The sequence below is a fragment of the Streptomyces sp. NPDC039736 genome, from assembly GCF_055596485.1.
Map to the genome: position 1 here is coordinate 434,971 of NZ_JBVIUQ010000003.1, position 13,054 is coordinate 448,024.

The 13,054-nt window shown below is 75.9% G+C and carries 11 protein-coding genes; 5 read left to right on the top strand and 6 right to left on the bottom strand.

Annotated features, from left to right (window positions below):
• Window positions 1–38 precede the first annotated feature (38 nt).
• On the bottom strand, window positions 39–1,424 hold the full coding sequence (locus ACZ56L_RS11385; RefSeq protein ID WP_471063354.1) for an NAD(P)/FAD-dependent oxidoreductase: 1,386 nt from the start codon (window positions 1,422–1,424) through the stop codon (window positions 39–41).
• On the bottom strand, window positions 1,421–3,622 hold the full coding sequence (locus tag ACZ56L_RS11390; RefSeq protein WP_471063356.1) for a molybdopterin oxidoreductase family protein: 2,202 nt from the start codon (window positions 3,620–3,622) through the stop codon (window positions 1,421–1,423). The genes ACZ56L_RS11385 and ACZ56L_RS11390 overlap by 4 nt, the downstream gene beginning before the upstream one ends.
• A gap of 182 nt (window positions 3,623–3,804) precedes the next feature.
• Here ACZ56L_RS11390 and ACZ56L_RS11395 point away from each other — a divergent pair, with 182 nt between their 5' ends.
• Window positions 3,805–4,971, top strand: a complete 1,167-nt coding sequence (locus ACZ56L_RS11395) for a uroporphyrinogen-III synthase (RefSeq protein ID WP_471063358.1) — start codon at window positions 3,805–3,807, stop codon at window positions 4,969–4,971.
• Entirely contained in the window at window positions 4,968–5,720 is a 753-nt protein-coding gene (locus ACZ56L_RS11400) for a sirohydrochlorin chelatase (protein ID WP_471063360.1), read from the top strand. Before ACZ56L_RS11395 ends, ACZ56L_RS11400 begins: the two co-directional genes overlap by 4 nt.
• Here ACZ56L_RS11400 and ACZ56L_RS11405 read toward each other — a convergent pair.
• On the bottom strand, window positions 5,702–6,445 hold the full coding sequence (locus ACZ56L_RS11405) for a metallophosphoesterase (RefSeq protein WP_471063362.1): 744 nt from the start codon (window positions 6,443–6,445) through the stop codon (window positions 5,702–5,704). The genes ACZ56L_RS11400 and ACZ56L_RS11405 overlap by 19 nt on opposite strands.
• Before the next feature lie 87 nt (window positions 6,446–6,532).
• On the opposite strand from ACZ56L_RS11405, the gene ACZ56L_RS11410 reads away from it, so the two are divergent.
• Both ACZ56L_RS11410 and ACZ56L_RS11415 read left to right on the top strand, forming a co-directional pair.
• The gene (locus ACZ56L_RS11410) at window positions 6,533–7,156 is read left to right on the top strand and encodes a CGNR zinc finger domain-containing protein (protein WP_471063364.1); all 624 of its coding nucleotides are present in this window, start codon (window positions 6,533–6,535) and stop codon (window positions 7,154–7,156) included.
• A gap of 312 nt (window positions 7,157–7,468) precedes the next feature.
• A complete protein-coding gene (locus ACZ56L_RS11415) occupies window positions 7,469–9,391 on the top strand; it encodes an ATP-binding cassette domain-containing protein (protein WP_468687414.1) in 1,923 nt (640 codons plus the stop codon).
• An 86-nt stretch (window positions 9,392–9,477) separates the two neighbouring features.
• Here ACZ56L_RS11415 and ACZ56L_RS11420 read toward each other — a convergent pair whose 3' ends face one another.
• A complete protein-coding gene (locus tag ACZ56L_RS11420; RefSeq protein WP_468687127.1) occupies window positions 9,478–10,299 on the bottom strand; it encodes an NAD(P)H-dependent oxidoreductase in 822 nt (273 codons plus the stop codon).
• A 163-nt stretch (window positions 10,300–10,462) separates the two neighbouring features.
• Between ACZ56L_RS11420 and ACZ56L_RS11425 the strand changes: the two genes are divergently transcribed.
• Window positions 10,463–11,401: a helix-turn-helix transcriptional regulator gene (locus ACZ56L_RS11425; protein ID WP_471063366.1), complete on the top strand. Its 939-nt coding sequence runs from the start codon at window positions 10,463–10,465 to the stop codon at window positions 11,399–11,401.
• Here the strand turns inward: ACZ56L_RS11425 and ACZ56L_RS11430 are convergent.
• Entirely contained in the window at window positions 11,326–12,285 is a 960-nt protein-coding gene (locus ACZ56L_RS11430; protein ID WP_471063834.1) for a PaaX family transcriptional regulator C-terminal domain-containing protein, read from the bottom strand. The two genes, ACZ56L_RS11425 and ACZ56L_RS11430, sit on opposite strands and share 76 nt — an antisense overlap.
• Before the next feature lie 68 nt (window positions 12,286–12,353).
• Window positions 12,354–12,992, bottom strand: a complete 639-nt coding sequence (locus ACZ56L_RS11435; RefSeq protein WP_471063368.1) for a GNAT family N-acetyltransferase — start codon at window positions 12,990–12,992, stop codon at window positions 12,354–12,356.
• Window positions 12,993–13,054: the final 62 nt, after the last annotated feature.

Sequence of the window (13,054 nt, forward strand, 5' to 3'; positions counted from 1 at the left end):
GAGGACGAGCTTCCGGGGCTGCGTGGGCTGCGTGTTCGTCACAGGGCGGCTCCTTCGGGGAGGGCGGGGAGGGCGGCGAGCAGGTCGAGGGGGCGCGGCGGCAGCGGCTCGCCCCTCTCGTAGGTGCGGGTGAGTTCGCCGATCGCGGCGAGGTCGCCGACGAGGATCGCGCCGACCAGGCGGTCCCCGCGCATGACGAGCTTCTTGTACGAGCCGTACCTGCCACGGGTGCCGTCGGCGAGGCGGAGGGCGTCGCCCGCGGTGTCCGTGACCTCGCCGAACGCGGCGATCTCCAGGGCGCCGGCGGTGAGGCGGGCGGACGCGTGCGCGCCGGTGTGGACGGCGTGCGGGTCGGCACCGGAGAGGCGGGCGGCGAGGACGTCGGCCTGGGCCCAGGCGGGTCCGGTGACGCCGTGGACGGCGCCCCGGTGTTCGGTGCAGTCGCCGATGGCGTACACGTCGGGGGCGGAGGTGGCGAGGGTGTCGTCGACGACGATGCCGCGCCGGACCTCGATGCCGGCGGCCCGGGCGAGGCCGGTGCGGGGGCGGACGCCGCAGGCCAGGACGACGAGGTCGCAGGTCAGGACGTGGCCGTTGGCGAGCTCGACGCCGGTGACGGAGGTGGTGCCGCGGAGGGCGCGGGCGCGGTTGTCGGTGTAGACGGTGGCACCCATGGTTTCGAGGGCGTGGCGGACGGTGGCGGCGGCCTCGGCGTCGAGGTGGCGTTCCATCAGGTGGGGTGCCTGGTGGACGAGTTCGGTGGGGAGGCCGAGGGCGGTGAGGGCGCGGGCGGCGCTGACGCCGAGGATGCCGCCGCCGATGACGATGGTGCGGGGGGGCTGGCGGCCGGCGGGGTGGGGTGGGTTTGTCGTGCCCGCGCCCGTGGCCGTGCCCGCGCCCGTGCCCGTGTCCGTGCCCGTGTCCGTGGCCGTGTCCGTGGCCGTTGCCGTGGCCTCGGCGAGGCGGGTGCAGTCGGAGAGGGTGCGGAAGGGGTGGACGCCCGCTTTGAGATCGGGGGTGCGGGGCTGGGGCGGGGCGGCGTGGGGGTGGTCCGGGGTCGGGGTCGCGTGGAGGTTGCGGAGGGGAGGGAGGATGGGGTTGGCGCCCGTGGCGAGGACGAGGGTGTCGTAGCCGCAGGTTTCCCCGGAAGCGGTGCGGAGGGTGTGGGACGCGGGGTCGACGGCGACGATCTCCGTGCCGGTGCGGACCGTCGCCCCGCCCGTGGGCAGGGTCAGGGCCCCCGGCGGGTAGCGGCCGTCGAGGACTCCGGCGAGGAGGGCCCGGTTGTAGGGGGCGTGGGGCTCGTGCCCGTACAGCGTGAGTTCGAGGGTGCCGGGCGGGGCCTGGGCCAGGGTCTGCTGGGCGAGGCGGGCGGCGGCCATTCCGGCGCCGACGACCGCGACGCGGCGGGGGGCGGCGGTCATCGGGCCGCCTCCACGGGGGCGGTGCCGGCCGTGGTCGCCGCAGTGCCGGTTCCGGCCGGGGGCGCCTTCTCCGCCCGTACCGCGCACACCTTGAACTCCGGCATCCGGGACTGCGGGTCCAGGGCGTCATGGGTGAGGGAGTTGGCGCGGCCCTCGCCGGGCCAGTGGAACGGCATGAAGACGGTGTCCGGCCGGATGGCCGCGGTGATCCGGGCCGGCGCGGTCGCCCGCCCCCGGCGGCTGGTGAGGGTCAGCCGCTCGCCCTCCGCCACCCCGAGCCGGGCCGCCAGCCGGGGGTGCAGCTCGACGAAGGCGCCAGGGGCGGCCCGGTTCAGCTCGGGCGTCCGGCGGGTCTGGGCACCGCTCTGGTACTGGGCGAGCACCCGCCCGGTGGTCAGGTACAGGGGGTACTCCGCGTCCGGCTCCTCCCCGGCGGGCCGGTGCGAGACGTCCGCGAACCGGGCCCGCCCGTCGGGGGTCGCGAACCGGTCCAGGAAGAGGCGCGGGGTCCCTGGATACACCGCCCCGCCCGCCCCCGCCGGACCCTGCGCCCCGACCCCGCCCGCCCCCGCCGGGCACGGCCAGAACACTCCGTCCTCCGCCTCGATGCGTGCGTAGTCGATGCCCGAGTAGTCCGCCTGGCCGCCCGCCGACGCCGCGCGGAGTTCCGTGAAGACCTCCTCCGGGTCGGCCGGGAAACCCTTCTCGTGGCCCAGGCGGCCCGCGAGTCCGCGCAGGATGCGCAGATCGGTCCGGGCCCGCCCCGCCGGGGGGACGGCCGCCCTGCGCAGGATGACGCGGCCTTCGAGGTTGGTCATCGTGCCGGTCTCCTCGGCCCACTGGGCGGAGGGCAGGACCACGTCCGCGAGCGCCGCCGTCTCGGAGAGGACCACGTCGCACACGATCAGGGTGTCGAGGGCCGCGATCCGCGAGGTCACGTGCCGGGCGTTCGGCGCCGACACCACCGGGTTCGAGCCCATGAGGAGCAGGGTGCGCACGCCCCCCTCCGTGCCGAGGGAGTCCAGGAGCTCGTACGCGGAGACGCCCGGGCCGGGCAGGTCCGCAGGGTCGACGCCCCACACCTCCGCCACGTGCGCCCGCGCCGCCGGGTCCGTTATGGACCGGTAGCCCGGCAGTTGGTCGGCCTTCTGCCCGTGCTCGCGCCCGCCCTGCCCGTTGCCCTGGCCGGTGAGGCATCCGTATCCGGAGAACGGGCGGCCCGCGCGGCCGGTGGCCAGGCACAGGTTGATCCACGCGCCCACCGTGTCGACGCCCTTGGACTGCTGTTCCGGCCCCCGCGCGGTGAGGACCATGCCGGATCCGGCGGCCGTGAACAGCTCGACCGCGCGCCGCATGTCGGCCACCGGCACCCCGGTGATCGCCTCCACACGCTCCGGCCAGTGCGCCGTCGCCGCCGTACGCGCGGCCTCCCACCCGGTCGTACGGGAAGCGACGAAGTCCTCGTCGACGTGACCGCCCGCGACCACCAGGTGGAGCAGGCCGAGGGCGAGGGCCAGGTCGGTGCCGGGGGCGGGGGCCAGGTGGAGGTCGGCGAGGTCCGCGGTGCGGGTGCGGCGCGGATCGACGACGACCAACGTCCCGCCGTTGTCCCGCAGTTCGCGCACGTGACGGACGGCGGGCGGCATCGTGTCGGCGAGGTTGCTGCCGACGAGGACCAGGCAGCCGGTACGGGCGACGTCCGCGAGCGGGAAGGGCAGGCCGCGGTCCAGGCCGAAGGCGTTGCGGTGGGCGGCGGCGGCCGAGGACATGCAGAAGCGGCCGTTGTAGTCGATGTTGGCCGTCCGCAGGGCGACCCGGGCGAACTTGCCGAGCAGGTACGCCTTCTCGTTCGTCAGGCCGCCGCCGCCGAAGACGCCGACCGCGTCGCGTCCATGCCGGGTGCCGGTCCGCGCCATGGCGGACGCCGCCCGGTCCAGGGCCTCGTCCCAGCCGGCCTCCCGCAGCGGGCCGCCCTTGGTGTCCCGTACGAGAGGAGCGGTGAGGCGGACGCCAGGGGCGAGGACGGCGGCGGCGCTGTGTCCCTTGCCGCACAGGGCGCCCCGGTTCACGGGGAAGTCGGGGCGCTCGACGATCTCCACGGGTGAGGGCCCCGATGCCGCCGCGCCGAGGCGCATGCCGCACTGGAGCGAGCAGTACGGGCAGTGGGTGTCGACGAGGGCCGTCGCGGTCCGGTTCATGGCCCCCACCGTGCCCGCGCGCCGTTACACCCCCGCATCCCGCGCGTTGCGCGGACGGAACAGAGCGTTCACGTCTGCGGCAGGAGCGTGCGAGACGAGGGACACATGCCCGTAGCGCAGGGCTAACTCCCAGGAGACACCTCCGCAACAGCGGCTTAACACGGCTCGGCCAGGGTCGGGCCATGACGACAGCGACGCCCGCCACGCCCGTTCCGCCGGAGGGCTCACTGACCGGACTGACGGTCGGGGTCACGGCCGACCGGCGCCGCGACGAACTCGAAACCCTGCTGCGCAGACGCGGCGCGAAGATCCTGTCCGCGCCCGCGCTGCGGATCGTGCCGCTCGACGACGACGCTCTCGTCCGGGACGCCACCGACGCCTGCCTCGCCCGCCCCCTCGACTACGTCGTCGCCACGACCGGCGTCGGCTGGCGCGGCTGGATCAGCGCGGCGGAGGGCTGGGGCACGGGCGCGCGCCTGGTCGAGGCGTGCCGCGCGGCGACCGTGATCAGCCGGGGCCCGAAGGCGACCGGCGCGATCCGGGCGTCCGGACTGCGGGAGAGTTACGCGCCCGCGTCGGAGGCCGTGGACGAGATGCTGGTGTGGCTGCTGGAGCGGGACCTGGCGGGCAGGCGGGTCGCCGTGCAGGAACACGGCGCGCCGCTCCCGGAGTTCACGGCGGCGCTGCGGGAGCGCGGCGCGGAGGTGGTGGAGGTGCCGGTGTACCGGTGGGGGCCGGCCGCCGACCCGGACGCGGTACGACGGCTGGTCGAGGCGACCGTGCGGGGCGAGGTGCACGCGCTGCCCTTCACCAGTGCGCCCGCGATCGAAGCGTTCCTGGCGGCGGCGGACGGGACGGGCCGCCGCGAACAGGTCCTGGACGCCCTGCGCACGAACGTCCTGGCGGCCTGCATCGGCCCGGTGTGCGCACGGCCGCTGCTGGCGGCGGACGTACCGTGCGTGTGGCCGGAACGGGGGCGGCTGGGGGCGCTGGTCCGCACCCTCGACCAGGAGCTGCCGGCCCGCCACCGACGCCACCTGGCCACCGCGGGCGGCGACCTGACGCTCCAGGGCGCGGCCGTCACCGGCCCCGCCGGGACGGTCCACCTGACCCCCCTCCCCGCCGCGGTCCTGCGGGCTCTCGCGGAGCGCCCGGGCACCGTCCTCAGCCGCGCGGAACTGCTGCGCCGGGCGTGGCCCGCCGCCGACACGTCCGAGGCGCCCCGCCCGCCGGACGCGCATGTGGTGGAGGCGGCGGTGGGGCGGCTGCGGTCGGCCCTCGGCCCGTACGGCTCACTGGTCCGTACGGTCACCAAGCGGGGCTACCGGCTGGCAGTGGACCCCGGATGAGCCGGCGCGCCCCCCTGCCGCGACACCTGCCCCCGCCCCTGCTCGCCGTCGCGCACGGCACCCGCGACCCCGAAGGAACGGCCGCCACCGAGGAACTGCTCTCCCGCGTGCGGGAGTTGCGGCCCGGTCTCCCCGTCGTCCTGGCGTACGTGGACGTCGCCCGGCCCGCGCTCGCCGACGTGCTCGCCGCCCTGCACGGCGAGGTGGTCCTCGTCCCGCTCCTCCTGGGCGCCGGTTTCCACCTACGGGTCGACGTCCCCGAAGCGCTGGCCGCCGCCCCGCAGGTGCGTGCCCGGATCGCGGGGGCGCTCGGGCCGCACCCCCGGCTGGCGTCGGCGCTGGCGGACCGGCTCGCCGAGGCGGCGGCCCCGGCGGCCGGCCCGGTGGTCCTCGCCTCGGCAGGCTCCTCCGACCCGCGCTCCCGGGCCGGTACCGCCGCCATGGCCGGGCTGCTCGCCGACCGGCTGGGCCGCCCGGCGGTCGCCTCCTACCTGTGCGGGGGCGCACCGACACCGGCCGACGCGGTGGCCGCGCTACACGCGCGGGGCTTCCGGCAGGTGGCGGTGGCGAGCTACCTGATGACGCCGGGCTTCTTCGCCCGGAAGGCGGCGGCCACCGCCGGAACGGTCGCCTCCGCCCCGCTGGGCGCGCACGACGCGGTGGCGCGCCTGGTTCTGGACCGGTACGACGAGGCGTGCGCCCGGGGGCGGAGCGCCGTCGGGCGGCCGGCTCACAGCACCACCCGGTAGTGCGTCGTCAGCCGCCCCTCGTCGTCCAGCACGTGGAAGGCCAGGCCGGGCGGCTGCTCGCGGTCCGCGGCCCGGGCGCCCTCCCAGGGCAGCCGCAGCGTCCAGGTCACCGCCGGGCCCACGAGCAGCGGCCGGCCCGCGAAGGAGGTGGCCGCCGCGGTGTGGGCGTGGCCGGTGAGGACGGCGGTGACCTGGGGGTGTTCGGCGAGGACGGCGGCCAGGTCCGCCGGGTTCTGGAGCAGGTGGGCGTCCGGGAGGGGGTGGTGGAGGACGACCGGCGGATGGTGGAGGGCGAGGAGGGCCCGGGTGGTGGCGGGGAGCCCGTCGAGGGTGTCCCGTATCCAGCGCAGGGTGACCGGGTCGAGCAGGCCCTCGTCGCGGCCCGGGAGGGTCGAGTCGACGAGGAGAAGAGCGGTCCCGTCGAGGTGGTGGACGCGGTTGACGGGGGCGTCCGACGCGCTCTCGCCGAGCAGCCCCTTGCGGTAGGCGGACCGGATGTCGTGGTTGCCGGGGCAGGGGAGCACGGGGAAGGGCGCTTCCAGCAGCCGGGCGGCCTCCTCGTACTCGGCGATCGTGCCGTGGTCGGCGATGTCACCGGTGACCAGGAGCGCGTCGACGGGGCGCGGCAGCGCGCGCAGATGATCCATGACGCGGACGGCCCGCTCGGTGGTGCGTGCGCTGCCGTCCAGGTGCAGATCGCTGATCTGGGCGAGCAAGGTGGCCATGCGACATCCCCCTAATGGAAAAATGGCGTGCTTCCGTTAGGGGACTGTAGGCTGCGCGCCCGGCAGCGATCAAGAGAGGTGGACGTCGTGGAACCTTGCCCAGCACTGGAGTTGGCCGGCACCGTCCGGCACGACGGGGCCGGCGGGATCGCCGACGACCTGACCGACGGCGGCGAGGAGGGCGCGGCGCGGTGGCTGCGGACACAGGAGGCCGGGCTGTCCGCGTACGGGCTCACGGCCGCCGACCTCGCCGCCGCCGCGGCGTCCGGCGCCCTACGGGAGGACCTGGTGCCGCTGCGTCAGGCGGTACGGGCACTGTTCGCGCAGGTGGTCGCACCGGCACCGCCGAGCCCGGCGGACGCGAACCGCCTGCTGTCCGTGCCCGACGCCCTGGAACGGCTGAACACGGCCGCCGGACAGCAGCCGGTCACCCCTCAACTGTCATGCCTCGGGGGCGATTTCACCCACACCCTCCTGCCCCTCGCGGGGCCCGGCCCGCGCGTGCGCCTCACCGCCGCCGTCGCCCGGGCCGCCATCGGCTTCCTGACCGGACCCGAACGGGAACTGCTCCGCGCCTGCACTGCACCGCGCTGCGTGCGCTACTACCTGAAGCGGCACGGCCGCCAGGAGTACTGCAAACCCTCGTGCGGCAACCGCGCCCGGGTGGCCCGCCACTACCGGCTCCACCGCACCGCACCCGGGACGGACTGACACGCCCTGCCGTCTCTCTGCTCCCTGCGCCGTTGGTCGCGCCGTTGACGCCGCACGGGTGGCCGCCGGACCCTCGAACGGTCCCGACCCAGGGGGTGGCGAGTGACCGACCCGACGGCCCACACCGAATCCCGCACCGAGTCCCGCACGGACGACCACACCGAGTCCCGCACCGACGACCGCCCCGACGACGCCAACGGTACGAGCGCCACCACGGACACCACCGGCACCACCGGCACCGCCACCACCGAGCCCCGGAGGAACCCGAGCCTCCCGCGCCGCGCGTTCGCCCGCCTCTTCGGCCGGGTCCGCGTGGGCGAGCCCGTCGTCTCGGCCAGCGAGCGCGAGCTGTTCGGCGGGCCGCTCCGGTACGACACGGGCTGGACCCAGTACGACAGCGCGCCCCTGGAACTGAGCATGCTCGGCGCGGTCCGGGTGATGCCCCGCCTGGTCCGCGCGACCCTGCGCCGGGCCTGGCGCGCGGACCGCAACGCCCTCGTCGCGGTCGGCGTCAGCGAGATCGGCCAGGGTGTCGCCGCCGCCGTCGGGCTGCTCGCGGTGAACGCCGTCATGCACGCCCTGCTGGGCGCCGCCGCTCCCGCCGACCGCCTGTACGAGGCGCTGCCCGCCCTCTGCGTGGGCGCGGGCGCGGCCGTCGTCGGCGCGGTGCTCGCCTGCTGGTCGACGTCGCGGGCGGGCCGGCTGGAGCCGATGGTGGAGCGGCTGGCGACCACCGAGTACCTGGCCGCCGCGTCGGCGGTGGAGCTGGAGGCCATCGAGGACCCGGAGTTCCGGCGGCTCATCGACGTCGCGCAGTTCGGGGCGCAGGCCGCCCGGCAGATGATCGGCGCGTGCGTCGCCGCGCTCAACGGCACCATCTCGCTGGCCGCCGCCGGAGGCGTCCTCGCCGTGCTGCACCCGGCGCTGCTCCCGATGCTGGTCCTGATCGCCGCCCCGCGCGGCTGGGGCGCGATGCGGGTGGCGCAGGAGCGGTACGTGTCGGTGCTGGCCTGGATGGAGCACCTGCGGGCGAGCCGTCTGATCGCGCAGCTCCTCACCTCCCGGTCGGCGGCGCAGGAGGTGCGCATCCACGCGGTCGGCCCGTACCTGCTCACCGCGTACGAGGACATGGCGCACAGCGCGGAGTCCGAGCAGAAGCGCCTGGCCACCGGCAAGGCGGTGACGGAGCTGGTCGCGGCGGCCCTGTCGGGCGCGGTCATGGTCGGCACGTACGCGCTGCTCGGCTGGCTGATCGTCGCCGGGCACATGGAACTGGCCGTCGCCGGAACGGCGGTGATCGCGGTGCGCTCCGGGTCGGCGAGCCTGGGGGCGCTGGTGATGCACGTGAACCGGCTCAACGAGGAGAGCCTGTACGTCCAGGACCACGAGAAGTTCCTCACGGAGGCCGGGCGGCGGGCGATCCCGCGCGGTGGCGGCGCGCTCGCCGAGCGGGTGGCGGCCGTCCGGCTGGAGAAGGTGACGTACCGCTATCCGGACCGGGAGGAACCCGCCCTGGACGGGGTGTCGTTGACCCTCCCGATGGGGTCGGTGACGGCGGTGGTCGGGGAGAACGGCTCCGGCAAGTCGACGCTGATGAAGGTCGTCGCGGGTCTGTTGCTGCCGCAGGACGGAGCGGTGCGGTGGGACGGGCAGGAGGTGCGGGAGGTGGACCGGGCGCAGGTGTTCTCCCGGGTCTCCCTGCTCACCCAGGACTTCGAACGCTGGCCGGTGACCGCCGGAATGAACATCCGCATCGGCCGCCCCCGGTCGCCCGCCGAGGAGGGCGAGTTGCTGGAGTCGGTCGCGTACGCGGAGGCCCTGGGCGTCGTCGGGAGGCTCCCCCTGGGGCTGGGCACGCTGCTGTCCCGGATGTTCCACGGGGCGTCGGAGATCTCCGGCGGGGAGTGGCAGAAGATCGGGCTGGCCCGCACCCACCGCCGTACCGCCACCGCGCCCGCGGACAGCGTCCTCATCGTCGACGAGCCGACCTCCGCCCTCGACCCGGAGGCGGAGATCGCCGCCTTCGCCCGCATCCGCCGCCTGGCGGACCCGCACCGGGCGGTGGTCCTGGTGACCCACCGCATGTCGGGCGTGCGGCACGCGGACACGATCCACGTGCTGAGCGCCGGCCGCCTGGTCGAGCACGGCACGCACGAGGAACTGCTGGCGGCGGACGGGAGGTACGCGGCGATGTTCCGCACGCAGGCGGAGCAGTACGCGCCGCCGGGGACGTGAGCCGTGCCGCCCGGCGTCCGACGGCGGGGCGGGGCCGGTCGCCGCATCGCCCTCGGCCGCGCACCCGTGCGGACAGGTCAGCCAGGTCAGCCGCGCGCCCGTACGTGCAGGTCCAGGCTCGACACGCCCGGCTCCTCCACGCCCGGCAGCAGCCGCATGTCGTGGTCGTAGTCGCCGCCCGTCAGGGTGCGGTACGGGACCGGCGCGTCGGTGAAGAGGCCGTCCAGGCGGGCGGCGTACGCCGTCTTCGCCGCCTCGAAGCGTTCCTCGGGCAGCTCGTTGGCGTGGTACACGGCGAAGGGGTCCAGCGGCTCCATCCCCGTGAAGGCGAACAGCCCGTGCTGCAAGGGGTGCAGTACGTCCGCGAGGCTGCCGTGGATGCCCCGGTCGGAGAAGGCCGTGGCGCGGGCCCCCGCCGTCACCGACAGCAGCGCCCGGCGGCCCGCGAGCGCGCTGTCGCCGCCGGAGTACGGCAGCAGCCCGGGCCCGTACGCGAAACCGGCGGTGAAGACCCGGTCGAACCAGCCCTTGAGGATCGCGGGCGGGCCGAACCACCACACCGGGAACTGGACCACGACCGCGTCCGCCCACCGCACCTTCTCCTGCTCGGCCGCGACGTCCGCGGTCAGCGTGCCCGCCGCCGCGGCCCGGCCGGACTCGGCCATCACGGCGAGGCGTTCGTCGCCCGCCAGGCCCGGGAAGTCGTCGGCGTCGACGGCGGCCTTCCACTTCATCGCGTACAGGTCGGAGACCGTGACCTCGTGTCCGGCCGCGCGCAGGTGGCCGGCGGCGAAGGCGGCGAGGGAGGAGGTCAGGGAGCGGGGGTCGGGATGGACGGTGACGAGGAGGACCTTGCGGGCTTCGCCCTCGGCCCGCGCGCCCAGGCCGTCGCGGGTGCGTGCGTTCATGGCGTCGCGGGTAGGTGCGTTCATGCCGTCGCGGGTACGTGAGTTCATGCCGTTACGGTCTCCCGGGGCCGGCCGCGCAGCCAGAACCCTCCGCGTCCGGCGGACCGGCGTTCCTGGTACCGCGAGGACCACCCACGCGGGGCCGCCGCCCATACTGGGAGGCATGACCCGCCCGGCAGACACCCGCAGTGCAGACACCCGCGGCACGGAGAGCTCCCGCGCCCCCGCGCCCGCCCGCCCCGCGCTCGGCGAGTTCCTGCGTGCCCGGCGCGGCCGGGTCGCGCCGGAGCGGGTCGGGATCGCCGTGGGCCGCCGCCGTCGCGTGCAGGGGCTGCGCCGCGAGGAGTTGGCCCAGCTCGCGGGCATCAGCGTCGACTACTACGTACGGCTGGAACAGGGCCGGGCCACCCAGCCCTCCCCCGAGGTCCTCGACGCGCTCGCCCGCGCCCTGGGGCTGGGCGCGGCCGAACGCGCGCACCTGAGCGCGCTCGCCGGAACGGGCGCGGGCCCCGGCCCCGTCCCCACCGCCGTCGGCACCGCCGAAGCGGCCCCCGCCGCCCGCGTGGGCCCTGTCCTGCGCCAGATCCTCCGCTCCCTGGACCGGCTCCCGGTGATCGCCACCGACCACCGCCTGGACGTGGTGGCGTGGAACGCCCTGGGCGCCGAGCTCCTCGGCGGTCTCCAGGGCCCGCACCCCCGCCGCGACCGCAACAACGCCCGCTTCCTCTTCCTCGACCCGGCCTCGCGCGTCGTCCACCCCGAGTGGGAGGTGCGCGCCCGGGAGGCGGTCGGCCTGCTGCGGATGGCCGCCGGCAGGCACCCCGGTGACACCGCGCTGCTCGCCCTGGTAGCCGAACTCGCCGCCCTCAGCGAGGAGTTCCGTGCCGTCTGGGACAGCGGCGAGGTCACGATGTGCGCGGCGGGCCGCAAGAGCCTGCACCATCCGGCGACCGGCCCGCTGACCCTGGACTTCGAAACCCTCCAGGTTCCGGCCGCGCCCGGGCAGTCGGGCCTGGTCGTGCACGTCTACAGCGCCGAGGAGGGCACGCCGGAGGCGGCCGCCCTGGCGGAGCTGCGGGCCGCCGCGGAGCCGTCGGCCTGAGCCCGTTCGCGTACGCCGTCGACCGCTTCCCGAGCCACCTGCGCGTACGCGCGGAAGAGGACCGGGGGGTCTTCCCGCGTCGTCTCCGTCCGTACGGCGAGGGCCTCCCAGCACCGGGCCACCAGCGCCCGCGCCTCCCGGCCCGGCCAGGGGGCCGGAAGCAGTTCGGGTGGCAGGAGGGGGTCGGGGTCCATGGCCCGGCCGAGTTCGGCGGCGAGTTCCACCGCGAGGGTGAGCGCCGCCGCCGGCTCCAGGGGCTCCGTCGCGGTGAGGCGGGCCAGGCGGGGCCGCGCGACGGCGGCCAGCCGGTGGTACCGGGCGGCGATCTCGTCGTGCGGCCACAGCGCGCGGGAGAGGCCGGCGGGGGTGTGGTGCTCGCCCCGGCGCAGGTCGGAGGTGGTGAGGAGGGTGAGGGCGTCGCGCACGCCCAGGTGGTCGACGGCCTCCTCGACGTACGGCTCCCAGGGGTTGGCGCTCACGTACAGGCCCCCTTGCAGCGGCGCGCCGCCGAGGTGGACGAGGGTGTCGCGCAGGGTGTCGCGGGCGGCGCGCTCGGTCTCGGGGAGGGCGAAGGCGGCCAGGTGCCAGACGCCGTCCCAGGGGGCGAGCCCGGCGTCCTGCCGGAAGGCGTGGCGGAGGAAGTCGGGGTGCGGAGCGAGGGCACGGACGGTGTCCTCGGTGGCGTACAGGACGGCCTTGCGTCCGCGCCCCTCATGCGTGAACCGGCCCTCGGCGACGAGGCGTTTGATGCAGAGCCGCACCTGCTGGTCGCTCATGCCGAGCAGGTCGGCGACCCCGTAGAGCTCGCCGGTGGAGACGGTGCCGTCCTCGCGGACGAGGGCGTGGACGAGCATGCGGGTGGGAACCTCGACACGGCCGGTCAGGGCCTGCCCCCCGGTGTCCTCGGCGCTGCCGGCCGCGTCCCGTCCCCCGGTGTTCTCGATACGGCCGGTCATGCCCTTGCCCCCTTCGCCACGCTCTTGTGCATGGTCGTCACCGCTCCGAATCCCATCAGTCCGCGCAGATACGGGGTCGACGTCGTCCGTACGGGCCGAAAGCCCCGGCGCTCGTACAGCGCCCTCGCCCGCGGGTTCACGTCGATCACATCGAGTCGGATCCTGCGGCACCCGTGCTCGGCCGCGATCGCCGCCACCTCGTCGAGCAGCAGGGTGCCGACCCCTGTGCCCCGCGCCGTGGCGTCGACGGCGATGCCGTCCATGACCAGTTCCCCGGGGGCGGACCGCCGGGCGAAGAGGGCGAGCAGTGCGGCGCGGTACAGGCCGCGCAGCGGCCCGTACGCCCGGAGCACGTCGCTCAGGGTCCCGCCGGTCAGCGAGCGCCCGCCGAGCTGGTACCCGGCGAGGCCCACCAGCCGCCCGTCGACGAGCGCGCTGACCGCGCGGTCGGCGTGGAGGTGGGCGGCGAGGAAGGGGAGCGCCGTGCCGGGTGGGTCGAGGGCGGGGCCCAGCTTGCGTCCGAACGCCTCCCAGTACAGCTCGGCCGCCCGCGGCTGCGCCCCGGCGGGAAGCCCGCGCAGGAGCGTCACGCTCCCGGCCGCGGCGTGCGGCCCCGGTTCCGTGTCCTTGCTCATGGCCGTGCCCGTCCCCTCATGGCTGCTGCCTTGCCGACCCCCCCAAAACTAACACTCCACCG

Excerpts from the sequence above, each read along its gene's own strand:
- ACZ56L_RS11425 (WP_471063366.1), top strand. The coding sequence starts at position 10,463 with ATGACCCGCCCGGCAGACACCCGCAGTGCAGACACCCGCGGCACGGAG.
- ACZ56L_RS11420 (WP_468687127.1), bottom strand. The coding sequence starts at position 10,299 with ATGAACGCACGCACCCGCGACGGCCTGGGCGCGCGGGCCGAGGGCGAA.
- ACZ56L_RS11400 (WP_471063360.1), top strand. The coding sequence starts at position 4,968 with ATGAGCCGGCGCGCCCCCCTGCCGCGACACCTGCCCCCGCCCCTGCTC.
- ACZ56L_RS11405 (WP_471063362.1), bottom strand. The coding sequence starts at position 6,445 with ATGGCCACCTTGCTCGCCCAGATCAGCGATCTGCACCTGGACGGCAGC.
- ACZ56L_RS11395 (WP_471063358.1), top strand. The coding sequence starts at position 3,805 with ATGACGACAGCGACGCCCGCCACGCCCGTTCCGCCGGAGGGCTCACTG.
- ACZ56L_RS11385 (WP_471063354.1), bottom strand. The coding sequence starts at position 1,424 with ATGACCGCCGCCCCCCGCCGCGTCGCGGTCGTCGGCGCCGGAATGGCC.
- ACZ56L_RS11390 (WP_471063356.1), bottom strand. The coding sequence starts at position 3,622 with ATGAACCGGACCGCGACGGCCCTCGTCGACACCCACTGCCCGTACTGC.
- ACZ56L_RS11435 (WP_471063368.1), bottom strand. The coding sequence starts at position 12,992 with ATGAGCAAGGACACGGAACCGGGGCCGCACGCCGCGGCCGGGAGCGTG.